The 15,971-nt window shown below is 72.3% G+C and carries 15 protein-coding genes; 5 read left to right on the top strand and 10 right to left on the bottom strand.

Annotated features, from left to right (window positions below):
• Window positions 1-18: 18 nt before the first annotated feature.
• The gene (locus ACZ619_RS11135) at window positions 19-1,695 is read right to left on the bottom strand and encodes a class I adenylate-forming enzyme family protein (RefSeq protein WP_469597008.1); all 1,677 of its coding nucleotides are present in this window, start codon (window positions 1,693-1,695) and stop codon (window positions 19-21) included.
• Entirely contained in the window at window positions 1,692-2,456 is a 765-nt protein-coding gene (locus tag ACZ619_RS11130) for an SDR family oxidoreductase (RefSeq protein WP_469597005.1), read from the bottom strand. The genes ACZ619_RS11135 and ACZ619_RS11130 overlap by 4 nt, the downstream gene beginning before the upstream one ends.
• A 286-nt stretch (window positions 2,457-2,742) precedes the next feature.
• Here ACZ619_RS11130 and ACZ619_RS11125 point away from each other — a divergent pair, with 286 nt between their 5' ends.
• Window positions 2,743-4,062 (top strand): serine-threonine protein kinase, encoded by a 1,320-nt coding sequence (locus ACZ619_RS11125; protein ID WP_469597003.1) that lies wholly within the window; start codon window positions 2,743-2,745, stop codon window positions 4,060-4,062.
• 18 nt (window positions 4,063-4,080) lie between these two features.
• Here the strand turns inward: ACZ619_RS11125 and ACZ619_RS11120 are convergent, their stop codons facing one another.
• A complete protein-coding gene (locus tag ACZ619_RS11120) occupies window positions 4,081-6,864 on the bottom strand; it encodes a penicillin acylase family protein (RefSeq protein WP_469597000.1) in 2,784 nt (927 codons plus the stop codon).
• Window positions 6,865-7,131: 267 nt separating this feature from the next.
• Between ACZ619_RS11120 and ACZ619_RS11115 the strand changes: the two genes are divergently transcribed.
• Window positions 7,132-7,734, top strand: coding sequence for a hypothetical protein (locus ACZ619_RS11115; protein WP_469596997.1), 603 nt, complete (start codon window positions 7,132-7,134; stop codon window positions 7,732-7,734).
• Between the two features lie 118 nt (window positions 7,735-7,852).
• Here ACZ619_RS11115 and soxR read toward each other — a convergent pair whose 3' ends face one another.
• Entirely contained in the window at window positions 7,853-8,314 is a 462-nt protein-coding gene (gene soxR / locus ACZ619_RS11110) for a redox-sensitive transcriptional activator SoxR (protein ID WP_469596994.1), read from the bottom strand.
• A gap of 114 nt (window positions 8,315-8,428) precedes the next feature.
• On the opposite strand from soxR, the gene ACZ619_RS11105 reads away from it, so the two are divergent.
• Entirely contained in the window at window positions 8,429-8,890 is a 462-nt protein-coding gene (locus tag ACZ619_RS11105; protein ID WP_469596991.1) for a MaoC family dehydratase, read from the top strand.
• 13 nt (window positions 8,891-8,903) lie between these two features.
• On the opposite strand, the gene ACZ619_RS11100 is transcribed toward ACZ619_RS11105, so the two are convergent.
• The 3 genes from ACZ619_RS11100 to ACZ619_RS11090 form a co-directional block, all read right to left on the bottom strand.
• Window positions 8,904-9,527 carry a TetR/AcrR family transcriptional regulator gene (locus tag ACZ619_RS11100; RefSeq protein WP_469596988.1) on the bottom strand — a complete coding sequence of 208 codons (624 nt, stop codon included), beginning with the start codon at window positions 9,525-9,527 and terminating at the stop codon, window positions 8,904-8,906.
• A gap of 101 nt (window positions 9,528-9,628) precedes the next feature.
• Window positions 9,629-9,916: a YiaA/YiaB family inner membrane protein gene (locus tag ACZ619_RS11095; RefSeq protein ID WP_469596985.1), complete on the bottom strand. Its 288-nt coding sequence runs from the start codon at window positions 9,914-9,916 to the stop codon at window positions 9,629-9,631.
• Between the two features lie 81 nt (window positions 9,917-9,997).
• A complete protein-coding gene (locus ACZ619_RS11090; RefSeq protein ID WP_469597506.1) occupies window positions 9,998-11,149 on the bottom strand; it encodes an acyl-CoA dehydrogenase family protein in 1,152 nt (383 codons plus the stop codon).
• Window positions 11,150-11,212: 63 nt separating this feature from the next.
• Here ACZ619_RS11090 and ACZ619_RS11085 point away from each other — a divergent pair, with 63 nt between their 5' ends.
• Entirely contained in the window at window positions 11,213-11,866 is a 654-nt protein-coding gene (locus ACZ619_RS11085) for a TetR/AcrR family transcriptional regulator (protein WP_469596982.1), read from the top strand.
• A 79-nt stretch (window positions 11,867-11,945) separates the two neighbouring features.
• A complete protein-coding gene (locus ACZ619_RS11080) occupies window positions 11,946-12,911 on the top strand; it encodes a DMT family transporter (RefSeq protein ID WP_469596979.1) in 966 nt (321 codons plus the stop codon).
• Window positions 12,912-12,927: 16 nt separating this feature from the next.
• Here the strand turns inward: ACZ619_RS11080 and ACZ619_RS11075 are convergent, their stop codons facing one another.
• The 3 genes from ACZ619_RS11075 to ACZ619_RS11065 all read right to left on the bottom strand — a co-directional run bounded on the left by ACZ619_RS11075 (window position 12,928) and on the right by ACZ619_RS11065 (window position 15,955).
• Complete coding sequence (locus tag ACZ619_RS11075) at window positions 12,928-14,016, bottom strand: zinc-binding dehydrogenase (protein ID WP_469596977.1); 1,089 nt, start codon at window positions 14,014-14,016, stop codon at window positions 12,928-12,930.
• Between the two features lie 13 nt (window positions 14,017-14,029).
• The gene (locus ACZ619_RS11070) at window positions 14,030-15,418 is read right to left on the bottom strand and encodes an aldehyde dehydrogenase family protein (protein ID WP_469596975.1); all 1,389 of its coding nucleotides are present in this window, start codon (window positions 15,416-15,418) and stop codon (window positions 14,030-14,032) included.
• 84 nt (window positions 15,419-15,502) lie between these two features.
• Window positions 15,503-15,955, bottom strand: coding sequence for a DUF3574 domain-containing protein (locus ACZ619_RS11065; RefSeq protein WP_469596973.1), 453 nt, complete (start codon window positions 15,953-15,955; stop codon window positions 15,503-15,505).
• Between the last annotated feature and the right edge of the window lie 16 nt (window positions 15,956-15,971).

Raw genomic sequence — 15,971 nt, 5'->3', positions numbered from 1 at the left:
CCTTCCTCGTATGTCCTGCTAACCCTGTTGCGGTCGGGAACGAAGTTCCCGTCGGAGGATCTTCCCACTCGCCGTCTTCGGCAGGTCGGGCAGGATCTCCACCTGGCGCGGATATTTGTAGGCGGCCAGTCTCTCCTTGCAATGGAGGGCGAGATCGGCGGGATCGGTTGCGGCTCCCGGGCGGAGACTGATGTACGCCTTGACGGTCTCCCCGCGGTAGCCGTCGGGTACTCCCACGACGGCCGCCTCGCGCACCGCCGGGTGCGTGTAGAGGACGTCCTCGACCTCGCGCGGCCAGACCTTGAAGCCGGACGCGTTGATCATGTCCTTCTTGCGGTCGACGACGTACAGCCAGCCCTCGGCGTCCATGAACCCGATGTCGCCGGTGCGCAGTTCGCCGTCGGGGAAGGTCTCGGCGGTGGCCTCGGGGCGCCGCCAGTACCCGGGCACCACCTGCGGCCCGCGCACGGCGATCTCGCCCTGCTCGCCGAGGGGCACCTCACGGCCCTCGTCGTCGATGATCCGCACGACGCCGTCGGGACCGGGCACGCCGACCGCGAGGGTCCCGGAGGCGGGGTCGACGGGCGCTTCCCGTCCGGGCGGCACGGCGGCGCACGGCGCGGTGCACTCGGTCAGCCCGTAGCCGTTCCTGATGTACGGCCCGTAGCCCGCCCGGAACTTCTCCACCAGCGCGGGCGGCAGCGGCGCGCCGCCCGAGGAGATGTTCACGAAGGACGCGAAGTGCTCCGGGGTGACGTCCGGGTGGGCGGCGAGGGCCATGAAGGCGGTGGAGGGACCGACCGTGTACTGCGGCCGGTGCTCGGCGAACGCCTCCAGGACCAGGCCCGGCTCGAAGCGGTAGGTCAGCACCAGTGTGCCCGCGCTGGTCAGGCAGGCGCCGAGCTGGCAGACCATGCCGGTGATGTGGAAGAGCGGCGCGAGGGCGTAGTAGACGGGCGCGTCGGGCAGCGCGAGCCCGGTGCGCTGCCGCTCGGCGTTGTACATGATGTTGCCGTGCAGGTTGGTGGCGCCCTTGGGGGCGCCGCTGGTCCCGGAGGTGTAGCTGATCAGCGCGATGTCGGACGGCGCCGGGTCCCGCCCCTCGGGCGCCCTGCCGCCCCGGCGCGCGACCTCGACCAGGTCGTCGGCGTCGGCGGCCTGCGGGAGCCGTCCGAAGGTCAGCACGCGTGCGTCGTCGCGGGTCTGGAAGTCCAGCTCGCTGGCGGTGAGCACGATCCGCACCGGCGAGTCGGCGGCCGTCTCGCGCAGGTACGACTCCCAGGCCCGCTGCGAGCAGACCAGCGCGGCCGCCCCGGCGTCCTTCAGGACGTGGGAGACCTCCCCCGACTTGTACATCGGGTTGACCGGCACGACGATCGCGCCCGCCTTCCAGGCGCCGAGCACGGCGAGCACGAAGTGCGGTGAGTTCTGGAGGACGACGGCGACCCGGTCGCCGCGCTCCAGGCCGCGCTCGGCGAGGTGGGCGGCGACGGAGTCGCTCAGCTCGTCGATCTCGCGGAAGCCGAGCCGGGCGTCGAAGTAGGCGAGGAAGGCCCGGTCGGGCGCCTCGGCCGCGGCGGTGCGCAGGGCGTGGACCAGCGAGTCCGGGGGGTCGACCGGGCCGCGCTGGACGTCGTTGAGCAGCGCCACCCAGGGGCGGGCGGCGTACACGGACTCCGTCTGCGGTGAGCTCACCGGGTGGCCTCCCACTTCCGCTGGATGTGGTTCATGCCGGCCAGCCAGCGGTCCGGGGTGGCGGCCCGCGCCTGGTAGAACTCGGCGACCTCGGGATGCGGCAGGATCAGGAACCGGTCCTCCGCCATCCCCTTGAACAGCGCGTCCGCGACGTCGTCCGGCTCGATCGCGGTCGGCCGGAGCACCAGGTCGCCCGCGCTCCCGGTGGCGGCGAGCATGTCGGTGCGCACGCCCTGCGGGCAGATCGCGTGCACCTTGAGCCCCCGGTGCCGGTACGTCAGGGACAGCCACTCGGCGAAGGCGTAGGCGGCGTGCTTGGTCACGCTGTACGGCGCGGCCCCGATCATGGTGAGCAGTCCGGCGGCGGACACGGTCGACACGAGCCGCCCGCTCCCCCGCTCCAGCCACTCCGGCACCAGCTCCTGGGCGGCCCGCACATGGGCCATCACGTTCACGTCCCAGGCCGAGGCCCACACCTCCTCGCCGGCGGCCTCGGACCCGCCCGAGCCGAGCCCGGCGTTGGCGCAGTACACGTCGACGCCCCCGCCGAGCGCCTCGCGGGCGGCCGCCACGATGCCCGACGCGTCCCCCGGGACGGCGGTCCCGCCGATCTCCCCGGCGACGGCGGCCGCCTTCTCCGCGTCCAGGTCGTTCACCACGACCCGCGCCCCTTCGGCGGCGAACCGGCGGGCCAGCGCGGCCCCGATGCCGCCTCCCGCCCCGGTGACGACGACTCGGGCATCTCGCACGGCTCCCACCATCGGTCTCCTTCGACACGACGCGAAACAACACGCCTCGGCTCAGCGTCGTCAGACTAACCAGTCGGTATGTTGAAAGGGAAGGGCGGCCCGGACGGGCGGACGGCGATCGGCGCGGGCCCCGGCCCGGACCGGGCGCCGTCGGAGCCCGGCGGGACGAACTGGATGCTTTCCTCCGCATCCGAAGGGAATTTCTCCGCTACAGGTGAGGCGCGGCGTATGGCCAAACTTGCCCCCCGGCAGGACGATGCGCGCACATCGCACCGGTTCGCGGGAGGAGGAGCCCGGTATGACGGATCCCGGGACGAGTGTGGCTCCCTACTGGGAGCTGACCTTCGACGCGGACGGGGACCCGGACGGCGCCGAACGCGACCGGCTGCTGGGGCAGGTCGCGGGGCACGGCGTCCACGACCTGATCGTCTTCGCGCACGGCTGGAACAACGACCGCTCGGGCGCGACCGCCCTGTACCGGCGGTTCTTCGCCCCGATCCCGAAGCTGGTGCCGAGGGCGCGGCTCGGGTACGTCGGGGTGATCTGGCCGTCGATGCGGTTCTGCGACGAGCCGATCCCGGACTTCCCGAGGTCCGTGGCGGCGCGGGAGGCGGAGCAGTCGCCGGCCCCCGCGCTGGACAAGGACACCCGGCAGGCGCTGCTGGAGGCGTTCCCGGGGCGGGCCACCGTGGTCGACCGGCTCGCGCGCATGCTGGACGGGCGGCCGGCCGACGGACTGGAGGAGTTCGGGCGGCTGGCGCGGGTGCTCGTCGAGGTCCTCCCCGACGGCCCGCAGCCGCTCTTCGCCGCCGACACGCTCGCGGAGGGCGTCCCGCAGGGCGAGCCGGCGCTGTTCACCGGGGACCCGGCCGCCCTGTGCGAGGAGTTCGCCCGGACCCTGGCGTCGCTCCGGCAGGGGCCGGGGGCCGAGGAGTTCGCGCTGCCCGATCCGTGGGACGGGGCCAAGGAGCTGCTGCGGCAGGCGGCGTACTACGCGATGAAGCGGCGCGCGGGGACCGTCGGCGAGCGGGGACTCGGGGGTGTGATCGGGCGGCTGGCCCAGGTGGCGCCGGACGTGCGGGTGCATCTGGTCGGGCACAGCTTCGGCGGGCGGCTGGTGGCGTTCGCGCTGCGCGGGCTGCCCGACGGGGTGCGCACGGTGAAGTCCGTGACGCTGCTGCAAGGGGCCTTCTCGCACTACGCGTTCGCCGCCCGGCTGCCCCAGGACGCGCGCACGAGCGGAGTGCTGCACGGCCGTCAGGACCGGATCGACGGGCCGTTGGTGTGCTGTTACTCCCGCTTCGACGAGGCGCTCGGCACGCTCTATCCGCTGGCCTCGCGGCTGGCGGACGAGGACCGGGCGGTCCTGGTCGCGGACGCGGGCCGGACGGCCGGCGACCGGTGGGGCGCGCTGGGCCACGACGGCGTGCAGGCGGTGCCGGGTACCGGGTCGCTGGATCTGGCGGCGGCCCTGAGCGGACCGCTCGCCGCGTCGGGCTGTGTGAACGTCGACGCGGCGGCGGTGGTCAGGAGGGGCGGTCCGCCGACCGGGGCGCACAGTGACATCGTGCACCCCGAGCTGGCCCGGGTGGTGCTGGCGGCGGGGCGTATCGCGTGACCCCGCCGCCGGGGTACGTCACCGGTGCGACGTGAACTCCACCACCTGCTGGAAGGTCGGCCGGTTCTGCCAGCTGATGTTGTAGTGCTTGATGCCGCCCAGGGTGCGCTGGACGATCGAGTCGGCGCACCACTGGTCGCCCGCCGAGCACAGCGAGTCCCCGGGGTAGACGGTGGACGCGCTGGTGCCGGCCGCCGTCTTCAGGGTGCTGATGAGGATGTCCCGGCAGGAGCTGAGGCTGCCGCCGCCGCAGTACTGCTCGGCCAGCGGCCCCGAGACGGTCTGCCCGAGCACCGAGCGGATGTCCTTGTCGACGTAGCTCCACCAGCCGTACTGGTAGGAGCTGCCCGCGTGCGAGCCGGTGGGCCCGTGCGCGGCCGAGGGGGTCTCGTCGATGGGCAGGTTGGCGGTGAACGCGGTGTACAGGTCGTCACCGAGGCCGGGCTGGAACTCGGCCTTCACCAGCAGCGGCCACCAGGCGTCCAGGATCCGGATGGCGTCGGCGTTGGCGTACGTCTTCGAGCCGGACGAGGTCTCGGTGCGCTTGCCGCCCGCCGTGAGCCAGGTCTGGAGCTTGGTGACGGCCGCGGCCGCGGTGGAGTCGGTGACCGTGCTGCTGTTGATCACCTTCAGCAGGTCGGGCAGCACGTCCTCGGCCCGCAGGTCGGTGAGTGACGCGTCCGACATGGCCTTGACCAGCGCGGAGCGGGTGACGCCGCCGGCCGCGACGAGTTTCTTCACCCGGTCCTCCAGGAGGTTGCCGCGATGGACGGACCCGTCGCCCCAGCTGGCGGTCGTGTAGTTGAGCGCCTGTTTGTTGTTCCAGGAGATGTAGTAGTCCTGGTCGACGGAGTTGGGGTGCTGGGAGGCCGGGGTGTAGTCGGCCGTGTTGGTGGTCGGGTTCCAGTTCTGCCACTCGTAGGCGGCCCGGCCCCAGACCGGGAACTCGGGGTCGACCCCGCTCGCGCGCACCGGGTTGTCACCGCTGTTGTAGTACGCGGTGTGCGAGGAGTCGGCGTAGAACCAGTTGAAGGTGAAGTTGATGTGCTGCGCGGCGCTCTGGAAGGTCTGCGGGCTGGTCACGTAGTCGGGATCGTTGAGCATCTGGAAGCCGATGATCGAGTCGACCTCGTGCATGTAGGAGGAGCGCAGGGTGGTGTAGGCGACCTTCGTGCCGCCGACGGTGGCCCGGTACTCCACGGGTCCGTACTTGGTCTTGTAGACCTTCATCGTGTACGAGCCCGCGGCCGTGCTGTCGGCCGTGGTCGGGGCCCAGGAGTTCTTCTGCTCGACCTCGTCCATGGCCGTGCAGGTGCCGTGGTAGAGGTAGTGGTAGTCGTCCTGGCAGAGTTCGACGGCGTAGGAGTCGATGATGTCCTGGCCGGAGGTGGTGGCGGACCACGCGTAGTCCTGGCCGCGGCCGAGTTCGACGTACATGCTCAGGCCGGCGAAGGAGGCGCCGCGGGCGCTGATGCCCGGGCCCTGGATCTCCTGGAGCATGAGCAGCTGCGGGGCGAAGTAGCCGGTCTGCGGTCCGAACACGGCGACGGGGTGCCCGCTCGACGTGTACTTGCCGCTGACGACCAGGGCGTTGGACATGCCGCGTCTGGCCGAGCTGAGCGCGGTCGCGGTCGCCGCGGCGGAGGCGGCGTCGGCGCTCTGGTCGGCGCCGGTGCCGGTGGCGTCGTAGACCAGCGGCTCGGTCGTCACCGATCCGGCGTCGGGCAGCGCCTCGCCCTGCGGGCTGTCCGGCTTGGTCCCGTACGGGAAGCTCTCGCCGTTGTGGACGGTGACCACGGCCTCGGCGTCGTTGCGTTCCCGGAACGACTCCCAGACCTTGGTGCCCTCGGTCACGCCGTACTTCTGCTGCGCGGCGAGCAGCGAGATGGCGTTGTTGACCTCGCCACCGCCGCCGGAGCCGAACAGCGAGCCGATCACGGAGGCCAGCGCGACCAGGTCGGTGATCTTGAAGTGGTCGATGGTGCCGGCGTTGGTGACCGAGTCCTTGTGCCCGGTCAGCACGTACTCACCGGGGAAGTATCGGCCGCTGTCGGAGGCGTCTATGTAGGAGTTGATGCCGTCGAGGTAGGCGTTGGCGTCCGTGAGGGCCTGCTGGCCGCGGGTGCCGTTGTTGGCGACGGCCCGGTCGATCTGCGCCTGGAGGTCGGCCTCGGTGTAGGGGGCGTTGCGGTAGAACTCCTGCTCCAGCCCCTGGTTGGAGGCGGCGCCGCCGGCGAAGGTGGTCAGCTGGCCGCGCCCGACGTGGCGGAACACGTCCATGAGCCACAGCCGGTCCTCAGCGGCGGCATACCCCGCCCCGAACTCGGTGCCGTATCTGGTGGTACCGGTGATGTGCGGCACACCGGTCGCCTTGTCGCGGACGATGGTGACGTCGCTGCGTCCGGCCGGGCTCTCCGTGGAGGCGACTTGACTCGATGCGACCCCGAACGACGCGTCGTTGAAGAACGTGTTGATCTTCGCGTCGGTGAGGGTGGAGTAGCCGGTGGCCAGGTTGGCGTAGGGGCCGAGCTGGTCCTCGGCGTGGCTGGGCTGGGTGCCGAAGGCCTGGTTGAGCAGGATCTGGGCGAGGGTGGCGTTGCCGTTCTCGCCGGGCGGCAGGATGTCGGAACACTGTCCGCCGCAGTAGTCGTTGGACGCCGCCGCCGCGGCCGGCGCCTGGGCGAGCGGGGAGAGCAGCCCGGCGATCAGCGCGCATACGGATGCGGCTTTCAGGAACCCGGGAAGCTTGCGGGGAGTTCTCAGTTTGTCGAACAACGCGTGGTGTCTGGTGCGCCGTGGCATGGCTGCTCCTCACGACGGGGGTGGGCCGGACGTTACCGCCGGTATCCCCGAGATTGAAGATGAACATGCGTCAAGTTTTGGAAGGGTCGCGCGCGTCGGCGGTCTCACCTGCCGTCGGTCAAGGCGGGCGGCCTTATGGACGGCATCGGAAATCGGATGGAGCCGATTCGAGTGTCGATACGTCTATACGGCAACGCCGTGCGCAGTCCGTGCGGCGACGCCGAAGTGACCGAAGTACAGGTGCAGGTGTGACGGAGGTGCAGGGCGATGGCCGGTTTCCGGAGTCTGGCGAGACAGGCGCGAGACCCACGGTGCGATCTGGCGCTACGGCGTTACTCGCTGCGCAAGTGCCTGGAGCGGTTCGCTCCTTACGGGCACCGTGCGACCTGGGACCATCTGTGCGCGCGGGCCGGGTTCGGTCCCGAGGACCGGTCCCCCGATCCGGTGCGTCTCGTGGGCGCACTGGAGGAACTGGAGGAGGCGCGGGCGGTCTGGCTCGCCTATGAGGTCGAGTTCGCCGAGCGCCGCAAGAAGGAGAAGCACGACGGGCTGCGCCGCCCGGGCAGCGTGGACGACTGGCACCGGCTGACCTGGGGCGGATTCGGAGTGGCCTGGTGCGACGACCCACGTGTCCATCCCGACGAACCGCTGGCCGAGGTGCTGCGACGGCTGATCGCCGCCCTGGAGCGCGAGCCGGGCACGGTGTGCCCGGTGTGCGAAGGGGAGCGCCTCATCTGGAAGTACGACCTGGACCACGAGCCTTCGGCCGGTCCGGTCTGCGCCGACTGCGGGATCCTGGTACCGCGTCCGGTGCTCACCCCCGAGGCCCTGGCCTACGCCAGGCGCGGGCGGCTGCTCATGTCGGCCTGATCACGTGGGGGTGCGGCGGGGATGCCGCACCCCCTGCTGGACACGCGGTGTTCGACGTGCCGGCGAAGCCCCCGGGGACCGGACTCCCCCTGGCTCCGGCGCCGTTCGAGAGCCCGGACTACCGCCCGCCCTCCGGCAGGAGCCGGGACCCGGCGCGGCGTTCGCCGAACGCGTCGTCCGGGTTGGACAGGACGCAGGTGTCCAGCGACAGGCACCCGCAGCCGATGCAGTCCGTCAGATGGTCCCGCAACCGGTTCAGCTGCCGGATGCGCTCGTCGAGTTCCGCGCGCCACGCCTGCGAGAGCCGCGCCCAGTCCTCCCGGGTCGGGGTGCGTTCCTCGGGGAGCCGCAGCAGCGCCTCGCGGATCGTGGCCAGCGGGATGCCGACCCGTTGTGCCGCCCGGACGAAGGCCACCCGGCGCAGCGTGTCACGGCTGTAGCGGCGCTGGTTGCCGGAGGTTCGCCGGCTGCTGATGAGGCCCTTGGCCTCGTAGAAGTGCAGCGCGGACACGGCCGCGCCGCTGCGTGCGGACAGCTGGCCGACGCTCAGCTCGTGGATCTTCTCGGGAATCTGCGGCACCCCGCAGACCCTACCGACCCGCGCCGCTCGCGGTCCGTTGACAGCGGGCCCGAGCCCGACCATGCTAAGCAGTTGCTTAGACATGGCACGTGTGACTGCGAGAGGGCCGGCGACATGGCAGAACCGAGGACCTTCACTTCCCCCGACGAGCTGAAGGCCGCCGTGGGCGAACAGCTGGGCCACACCGACTGGCTGGAGGTGGACCAGAAGCGCATCGACCTGTTCGCGGAGGCGACGGGCGACCACCAGTGGATCCACGTCGACCCGGAGAAGGCGGCCGCGGGACCGTTCGGCACGACGATCGCGCACGGCTATCTGACCCTGTCGCTGCTGCCCCTCTTCGGCCCCCAGCTGATCCGGGTCGAGGGCGTGAAGATGGGCGTGAACTACGGCACCAACAAGGTCCGTTTCCCCGCCCCCGTCCCGGTCGGCTCCCGGCTGCGCGCCACCGCGAGGATCACCGGCGCACAGGACGTCACCGGCGGTGTGCAGGTGACCGTCGCCTTCACCGTCGAGCGCGAGGGCGGCGACAAGCCGGTCTGCGTCGCGGAGTCGGTCTCCCGGTACTACCTCTGAGCCGGGCGGCCGGTCATCCGGCCCCCACCATCCGCAGCACGAGGTCGGCGTAGAGCTCGCCGACCTGCTCGGGCGTGCGGGGGCCGTTCACGTTGAACCAGCGGGCGACGTCGATGCACAGCGAGAGCACCGCGAGGGTGGTGCCGTGCGGGTCGAGGACGTCGAACTCACCGGCCGCGACGCCCTCCTCGATGATCCCGCGCACCTCCGCGTCGACCTGGCGGCGCAGCGCGAGGATCTCGGCGCGGGCGTCGGGCCCGAGTGCCTCCAGCTCGTACTGGACGACCCGCGCGGTGGTGCGCCGCCCGGCGTGCCAGCGGACGAAGGAGCTGACGGCGTCGGCGAGCCGCTCGGCGGCGGTGCCCTCACGGCGCGCGGCCGTCCGCAGGATCTCCAGGGCCTTGTCGTGGCCGATGCGGCTGATCCGGTGGAGCAGCTCTTCCTTGGTCTTGTAGTGGATGTAGAGCGCGGCGGGGCTCATGCCGGCGCGGCCCGCGATGTCGCGGGTGGTGGTGGCGTGGTAGCCGCGCTCGGCGAAGGCTTCCACGGCGGCGACCAGCAGGCGCCGTGCCGCGTCAGGGGTGACCTCTTCCCACGGCTCGATCTCGCCGCCGGCCGTCTCCTCCGCCGTACTCATCGCTCGTTCGCCCCTCTCGGTACAGGAGCTCCACCATACCGCCGAAGCTGAGCGAGCGCTTAGTGTGCCCGCTCAGAGCTTTCCCCGGCGGCCGGCGGCGGTCAGAGCTTCTCGAAGGGGTCGTGATCGGCGAGCAGCTTCTCCAGCCTCGCCTGGTCGACCCGGCTGACGATCTGGCCGGCCTCCTGGCGGTCCCGGATCACCTTCGCGAGCGTGAAGGCGGAGGTGACGAGGTAGAGCACGGCGATGCCGAGGAAGCCGCGCACCCACGCGTCGGCGTCCAGCCGGAGGATGCCGAGGACGGTGGCCGCCATCGCGATGCCGAAGGAGGCGACGGCCTGGCCGTAGAAGGCGGCCGTGTTCTGGTGTCTGACCGGTGTGTCACTCATGGGAAGAGCATCGGCGACCGCGCGCCGCGTCACATCCGCCGAAGTACTCAGGACGTACTCAACCGTGCGTCCCGCGGGCGCTCAGAACGCGGAAACCCCCGTCAGGGCCCGCCCGATGAGCAGTTTCTGGATCTGGCTGGTGCCCTCGTAGAGGGTCATCACCCGGGCGTCGCGCAGGAGTTTGCCGACCGGGTACTCGTCGATGTAGCCGTAGCCGCCGAAGACCTGGAGGGCGTTGTTGGCGGCGCGCACCGCGGCCTCGGAGGCGAAGAGCTTGGCCTTGGAGGACTCGGTGGCGAACGGCAGCCCGCGGTCGACCAGGTCGGCGACCCGCCAGGTCAGCAGGCGGGCCGCGTCCACGTCGACGGCGATGTCGCTGATCAGCTCCTGGACCAGCTGGTGCCCGGCGATCGGCGTCCCGAACTGCTCGCGCTCCCCGGCGTAGCGCACGGCCGCGTCCAGGGCGGCCTGGGCTATCCCGACGCATCCGGCCGCGACCGACATCCGCCCCTTGGCCAGCGCCGACATGGCGACGGAGAACCCCTTGCCCTCGGGCCCGAGCATCGCGGACGCGGGCACCCGGACGTCCCTGAGGACGAGTTCGGCGGTGGCCTGGCCGCGCAGCCCGAGCTTGCCGTGGACCGCGCGGCGGGTGAGGCCGGGGGTGTCGGCCGGCACGAGGAACGCGGAGACGCCCTTGTGACCGGGGGCGTCGGTGGAGCGGGCGAAGAGCAGGACCACGTCGGCCCAGGTGCCGTTGGTGATGAACATCTTGCCGCCGTTGACGACGTACTCGTCGCCTTCGCGAACGGCCCGGGTGGTCAGGCTGCCCGCGTCGGACCCGGTGCCGGGTTCGGTGAGGCCGAAGCAGCCGACGTACTCCCCGGAGGTGAGCCCCGGCAGCCAGTGCCGTTTCTGCCCCTCGGTCCCCCAGGCGGCGACGGTCTTGGCGACGAGCCCCAGGGAGACGGAGACGATGCCGCGCACGGAGGAGTCGCCGCGGCCGAGTTCCTCCGTGACCAGGCAGTACGACAGGTGGTCGCCGCCCGAGCCGCCGTACTCCTCGTCGACGGTCAGCCCCAGGAACCCGACGTCGCCGAGCTTCTTCACGATGCCCCGGTCGACCTCCTCGGCGCGGTCCCAGGCGATCACGTGCGGGGTGATCTCGCGCTCGACGAAGTCCCGGGCCAGCTGCCGTACGGCGGCCTGCTCCTCGCCGAGCCCCAGGTTCACCATGCGATCACCCCATTTAAATTAGCACTGCTAGTTTCTTCGCGCAGCCCTACTATGTGCGCCATGGCCCGACCGCGCAAGCCCCTCCTCAGCACCGACCGGATCGTCACGACGGCACGGGAACTCGTGGACGCGGACGGTCTCGCGGCCCTCTCCACCCGGCGGCTCGCGGCCGAGCTGGGGGTGAGCGGGCCCTCGCTCTACAACCACTTCCGCACCAAGGACGAGATCCTGGAGGCGGTCGCCGACTCCGTGAGCGCGCAGGTCGACCTGTCGATGTTCGACAACGGCGGGGAGCGCGGCCGGGACTGGCGGACCGCGCTGCACGACTGGGCGGTGTCCTACCGGGCCGCGCTCCGCGACCATCCGAACATCGTCCCGGTCCTCGCGCGGGGACCCGGCCGCCGCCCGGCGGGCCTGCGGCTGGCCGACGCGGTCTACGGGGCGATGGTGGACGCGGGGTGGCCGCCGGCGCAGGCGACGTCGATCGGGGCGCTGATGCGGTACTTCATCATGGGCTCGGCGCTGGGTTCGTTCGCGGGCGGCTTCGTCGACGACGAGAGCGCGTACGACCCGGCCGACTACCCCCACCTCGGCCAGGCCCACCTCCTCGCGGAACAGCAGGAGAAGATCGACGAGCGCGCGTTCGAGACGGGGTTGCGGGCGCTGCTGGACGGGCTCGCCGAGCAGTTCGCACGGGTGACGGAGCACGCGTAGCGGGCCGGCGGGGCGCCGCCCTGAGCCCCGTCCGAAATCCGCCAGCCGCATCCCGCCTCCGCTCCTTACCCTCGACCCCATGAAGAAGTTCACCGCTCGCGTTCCCCGCCACCTCCTGCCCGCCGCCGCGGCCGCCGTCACCGTCGTGCTCTGGGCGTCGGCGTTCGTGTCGATCCGGAGCGCGGGGGGCTCCTACTCCCCGGGGGCGCTCGCGCTCGGGCGGCTGGTCTCCGGGTGCCTCGTGCTCGGGCTGCTGTGCGCCGTACGGCGCGAGGGGCTGCCGCCGAGGTCCGCGTGGCGCGGGATCGTGATATCCGGGCTGCTCTGGTTCGGCTTCTACAGCGTCGTCCTGAACTGGGGCGAGCAGCAGGTGGACGCGGGCACCGCGGCGCTCGTCGTGAACATCGGCCCGATCCTCATCGCGCTGCTCGGCGCCCGGCTGCTCGGCGATCCGATGCCGCCGCGGCTGCTCGCGGGGATGGCGGTGTCGTTCGCGGGCGCGGTGACCGTCGGTCTTTCGATGTCCGGCGAGGGCGGTTCCTCGGTGCTCGGCGTGGTGCTGTGCCTGCTCGCGGCCGTCTCCTACGCGGGCGGTGTGGTCGCGCAGAAGCCGGCGCTGGCCCGGGCGAGCGCGCTCCAGGTGACGACGTTCGGGTGCCTGGTCGGCGCCGTGCTCTGCCTGCCGTTCTCCGGGCAGCTGGTCGGCGAGGCGGCACACGCCCCGCTCTCCGCGACCCTCAACATGCTGTACCTGGGCGTGTTCCCGCTGGCGCTGGCGTTCACCACGTGGGCGTACGCGCTGGCGCGGACGACGGCGAGCCGGATGGGCGCGACCACGTACGCGGTGCCCGCGCTGGTCGTGCTGATGTCGTGGCTGGCGCTCGGCGAGGTGCCCGGCGCGCTGACGCTCGTGGGCGGGGTGCTGTGTCTGGCCGGTGTGGCGGTGTCCCGGTCGCGGAGCGGGCGGGCCGCGGCTCCGGCGCCGTCACCCGCGACGGCTCCGGAGCCCGCCCCGGAGTCCGCCCCCGCCCCGGACTCCGTCTGAGCGCTCGGCGCGCCGGTCAGAACACCACCAGCGCCCGGCCGCCCTTGCCCGCGAGCATGTTCTCGAAGGCGGCCGGGATGCCGTCCAGGGCGATGCGTTCCGTGACCAGCGCGCTCAGGTCCAGGCGGCCCGCCCGGACGTGCTCGGCGAGCAGCGGCAGGTCGCGGGCCGGGTCCGAGTCGCCGTAGACGCAGCCGGCGAGGGTGCGGCCCCAGTGGAAGAGCTCCAGGGCGTTGAAGGTGACCTGTTCGCTCTTGCCGCCGATGCCGACGACCGTGGTACGGCCGCCCCGGCGGGTGGACTCCCAGGCGGCGCGGATGGTGACCGCGCGGCCCACGCACTCCACGGCCACGTCGACGCCCTGCCTGCCGGTGAGGGCGCGGATCTCGCGGGCGGTGGTCCCGGAGGCGACGACGTAGTCGGTGGCGCCCGCGGCCCGTGCCAGCTCCTCCTTCAGCGGGGAGACGTCGACGGCCACGATCCTCGCCGCCCCGGCGATCCGCGCCGCCTGCAACGCGGCCAGCCCGACCCCGCCGACGCCGAACACCGCCACCGTCTCCCCGGGCCGGACCCGGGCCGAGTTGTGGACGGCGCCGTAGCCGGTGAGCACCGCGCAGCCGAGCAGGGCCGCGTCGGTGAGCGGGATGCCCTCGGGCAGGGGCAGGAGACAGGACTCGGCGACCACCGTCTCCTCGGCGAACGCCGCCACGTTGAGGCCGGGGTGGAGTTCGGTGCCGTCCGCCGTACGGGCGTGGACGGCGCCGGCGCCGCTCAGCGCGTCGGCGCAGAGCCAGACCTCGCCGAGCGCGCAGGCGTGGCAGCTGCCGCAGGAGGGTGCCCAGTTGAGGACGACCCGGGAGCCGGGGGCGACCCGGGTGACGCCCTCCCCCACGGCCACCACGGTGCCCGCGCCCTCGTGACCGAGGACCGCCGGGACCGGCACCCGCATGGTGCCGTCGGAGAGCGAGAGGTCGGAGTGGCAGACACCGGCGGCGGCGAGCCGGACCCGGACCCGGCCGGGCCCGGGTTCGGGCAGCTCGATGTCGGTGACCGCCAGCGGGGCGCCCACGGCGGGGAGTACGGCGGCTCGGACCGTGAAAGTCATCGCGGCGATCTCCTCAGAACTGCAGGGACTTGGTCTGGAGGTACTCGGCGAGCCCGTGCGCGCCGAGCTCCCGCCCGACCCCCGACTGCTTGTAACCGCCGAACGGGGCCAGCGGGTTGAAACGGCCCCCGTTGATGTCGACCTGCCCGGTCTCCATGCGCCGGGCGAACGCCACCGCCTCCTCCTCGTCCCCGGCCCAGACGGCGCCGGCGAGCCCGTAGACCGTGCCGTTGGCGATGCGCAGGGCGTCCTCCTCGTCCGTGTAGCGCAGGACCGACAGGACCGGGCCGAAGATCTCCTCCTGGGCGATCGTCATCCCGGGGGTGACGTCGGCGAAGACCGTCGGGCTGACGAAGTAGCCGCGCTCGTGCGGGGATGCGGGCCCGCCCGCGACCAGCCGGGCGCCCTCGGCGATGCCCTTCTCGATGTAACCGCGCACCCGATCGCGCTGTCCGGCGCTGACGACCGGCCCGATCCGGTCCGCGTACCTGGCGGCCGCGGCCGCGGCCAGCTCCACCGCCTCCTCGTAGCGGTCGGCGTGCACCAGCATCCGGGTCCAGGCGCTGCACGTCTGGCCGGAGTTGGACATCACGTTGGCCACGCCGACGTTCACGGCCCTGGCGAGGTCGGCGCTCGGCAGGATGACGTTGGCGGACTTGCCGCCCAGTTCCAGCGCCACCTTCTTCACGGCCGCGCCGGCCGTCGCGCCGATCCGTCGGCCGACCGCCGTGGAGCCGGTGAAGGAGACCAGGTCGACCCCCGGGTGCTCGGCGAGGGCCTGGCCGGCGATCGGTCCGAGGCCGGTGACGAGGTTGAACACCCCGGCGGGCAGGCCCGCTTCGTGCACCGCCTCGGCGAACAGCTGGGCGGTGAGCGGGGTGTCCTCGGCGGGCTTGAGCACCACGGTGCAGCCGGCCGCGAGCGCCGGGGCGGCCTTGGCGACGATCTGGTGCAGCGGATAGTTCCAGGGCGTGATCGCGCCGACCACGCCGACCGGCTCCTGGTAGACGGTCGAGTTGCCGACCTTCTCCTCGAAGGGGTGGACGGCCGCCAGCTCGGCGTACGAGCCCGCGACCGCGATCGGCACGCCCGCGTGCACGGCCTGCGAGAACGCGAGCGGCGCGCCCAGTTCGGTGCTCACCGTCCCGGCGATCTCGTCCTTGCGGGCCACCAGCACGTCGCGCAGCGCGGCGAGCCGGGCGGCGCGCCCGGCGGGCGGGGTGGCGGCCCAGGCCGGGAGGGCGGCACGGGCGGCGCGTACGGCGGTGTCGACGTCCAGCGCGCCGCCCGCCGGGACCCGGCCGACGACCTGCTCGTCGACCGGGTTCACGACCTCGATCACGTCCCGGCTCTCGGCGGCGCGCCAGGCGCCGTCGATGTACAGGCCGTCATGTGCCTTCATGCTGCTTCCTCCCGGCGGGGCTGCGTCGTCCGAGTCACAAACTAGCGGCGATAGTTTTAGCGCGCCAGAGATGACCCGTCACGATCAGAAGTCCACCCGGGCCCGCTCGTCCACCCTGCCCACGCTCTCCTGCGCGAAGGCCTTCTCGTAGGCCCGCCGGATCTCCTCCACCTTCCGGTCGGCGTCCTTCGCCGCCGATTCCGGGTACAGCAGGAGCAGTTCGTACGACCGCTCCTTCTCGATCGCCCCGTGGGCGTCCCGCCACTGCCCGCGCCCGCTCTGCACGGTGAGCCCGTCGGGGAAGTCCGGGGTGACCTCCCGGTCGACGAAGGCCATGAACTGCCGGTCGGTGACGGCGGGTCCGCCGTCCGGGCGGGCGGTGCCGAAGAACAGCCGCGTCTCGACGTACGGCTTTCCGCGGGCCGGCGCGGCGGGCGGCCGGTCGTCGGCCAGTGCCGTGTACGCGGTCGGGGCGCCCGCGAGCAGGATGCCGGCGACCGCGAGGGCCGAGCGGTTACGGAGGGATTGAGTGCGCATGCCCCATTCCTAGGGC

The organism is Streptomyces sp. NPDC104367, from assembly GCF_055583825.1.
This window is presented reverse-complemented; position numbering and strand designations above follow the sequence as displayed.

Bases quoted from the DNA above. Each gene is read 5' to 3' on its own strand.
- ACZ619_RS11130 (WP_469597005.1), bottom strand. From the start codon at position 2,456: ATGGTGGGAGCCGTGCGAGATGCCCGAGTCGTCGTCACCGGGGCGGGA.
- ACZ619_RS11125 (WP_469597003.1), top strand. From the start codon at position 2,743: ATGACGGATCCCGGGACGAGTGTGGCTCCCTACTGGGAGCTGACCTTC.
- ACZ619_RS11120 (WP_469597000.1), bottom strand. From the start codon at position 6,864: ATGCCACGGCGCACCAGACACCACGCGTTGTTCGACAAACTGAGAACT.
- ACZ619_RS11115 (WP_469596997.1), top strand. From the start codon at position 7,132: ATGGCCGGTTTCCGGAGTCTGGCGAGACAGGCGCGAGACCCACGGTGC.
- ACZ619_RS11105 (WP_469596991.1), top strand. From the start codon at position 8,429: ATGGCAGAACCGAGGACCTTCACTTCCCCCGACGAGCTGAAGGCCGCC.
- ACZ619_RS11100 (WP_469596988.1), bottom strand. From the start codon at position 9,527: ATGAGTACGGCGGAGGAGACGGCCGGCGGCGAGATCGAGCCGTGGGAA.
- ACZ619_RS11095 (WP_469596985.1), bottom strand. From the start codon at position 9,916: ATGAGTGACACACCGGTCAGACACCAGAACACGGCCGCCTTCTACGGC.
- ACZ619_RS11085 (WP_469596982.1), top strand. From the start codon at position 11,213: ATGGCCCGACCGCGCAAGCCCCTCCTCAGCACCGACCGGATCGTCACG.
- ACZ619_RS11080 (WP_469596979.1), top strand. From the start codon at position 11,946: ATGAAGAAGTTCACCGCTCGCGTTCCCCGCCACCTCCTGCCCGCCGCC.
- ACZ619_RS11075 (WP_469596977.1), bottom strand. From the start codon at position 14,016: ATGACTTTCACGGTCCGAGCCGCCGTACTCCCCGCCGTGGGCGCCCCG.
- ACZ619_RS11070 (WP_469596975.1), bottom strand. From the start codon at position 15,418: ATGAAGGCACATGACGGCCTGTACATCGACGGCGCCTGGCGCGCCGCC.
- ACZ619_RS11065 (WP_469596973.1), bottom strand. From the start codon at position 15,955: ATGCGCACTCAATCCCTCCGTAACCGCTCGGCCCTCGCGGTCGCCGGC.